General features: G+C 71.9%; 2 protein-coding genes. One reads left to right on the forward strand and one right to left on the reverse strand.

Annotated features, from left to right (window positions below; genetic code table 11):
- Positions 1–426, forward strand: a 426-nt coding sequence (locus A612_RS04880) for an MBL fold metallo-hydrolase (protein WP_019373420.1), incomplete at its 5' end; no start/stop codon positions are given.
- 25 nt (positions 427–451) lie between these two features.
- Here A612_RS04880 and A612_RS04885 read toward each other — a convergent pair.
- A complete protein-coding gene (locus tag A612_RS04885) occupies positions 452–1,252 on the reverse strand; it encodes a M48 family metallopeptidase (protein ID WP_075807016.1) in 801 nt (266 codons plus the stop codon).
- Positions 1,253–1,266: the final 14 nt, after the last annotated feature.

The following is a 1,266-nucleotide window of genomic DNA, read 5'->3' on the forward strand; positions in this document are numbered from 1 at the left end:
CGGCTGGCGCTGCCGATCATCGGGCCGCACGAGGGCGACCAGTTCTGGATCGACGGCCTGCCGCAGCAAAGCGCGATGTTCGGCTTCCCCGCGGCGCAGGCCTTCACGCCGACGCGCTGGCTGCACGATGGCGACACGGTGGAGGTCGGGCGCGAGCAGCTGCGCGTGCGCCACTGCCCCGGCCACACGCCCGGCCACGTGGTGTTCCACGCGCCGCAGATCAAGCGCGCCTTCGTCGGCGACGTGCTGTTCGCCGGCAGCATCGGCCGCACCGACTTCCCGCAGGGCAACCACCAGCAGCTGATCGACAGCATCACCCAGCGCCTGTGGCCCATGGGCGACGAGACGGTGTTCATCCCCGGCCACGGCCCGGAGAGCAGCTTCGGCGCCGAGCGGCGCAGCAATCCGTTCGTGGGCGGGACCTGAGCCGGTCGGGCTGGACTCGCGCCTTTCAGCGCCCGCGCGCCTGCTCGTACAACCCCTCCACCCGCGGCACGTTGCGCTCCAGCTCGCGGATGCGCTCCGGCCCGCTCGGGTGGGTGGACAGGAAACCCACGCCGCTGTTGCCCGTCGCCTCGCCCATCTTGCGCCACAGGCTCACCGCAGCCTGCGGGTCGTAGCCGGCGCGCGCGGCGAGCTCCAGACCGACCAGGTCGGCCTCGCTCTCGTCGGAGCGGCTGAACTTCAGCGTCAGGAGCTGCGTGCCCAGATTGGCCGCCATGTTGCCCAGGTCGCCCAGGCCGAGCAGCTGGGCGCCCAGCGACAGACCGATGCCGGTGGCCTGGCTCTTGGCGATGCGCGAGCGCGCGTGCTCGCGCAGGGCGTGCGCCATCTCGTGGCCCATGACCATGGCGATCTCGTCGTCGGTCAGCTTCAGCTGGTCGAGGATGCCGGTGTAGAAGGCGATCTTGCCGCCCGGCATGCAGAAGGCGTTGATCTGCTTGCTGCCGATCAGGTTGACCTCCCACTGCCACTCGCGCGCCCGCGGGTTCCACTGCGCGGTGAAAGGAATCAGGCGCCGGGCGATGGTGCGCAGCTTCACGAGTTGCGGATGCCCCTCGGGCGCCAGCGCACGCTGAGCGCGCGCCTGGGCCAGCAGCTGGTGGTATTGCTGCGTGGCCGAGCTCTCCAGCGTCTCGGCCGGCACCAGGCTGCGCATGCGCGATGCGGAGCCCACGTCCACCTGGGCCGCCACCGGCAGCGCCGCCGCGCCCAGTCCGGCCAGCACGAAGGCGCGCCGGGCGTGCCAGATGCGGCAGCAGCCGC

It is taken from the genome of Melaminivora alkalimesophila (assembly GCF_000282995.1).
GTDB classification, from domain to species: Bacteria; Pseudomonadota; Gammaproteobacteria; order Burkholderiales; family Burkholderiaceae_C; genus Melaminivora; species Melaminivora alkalimesophila.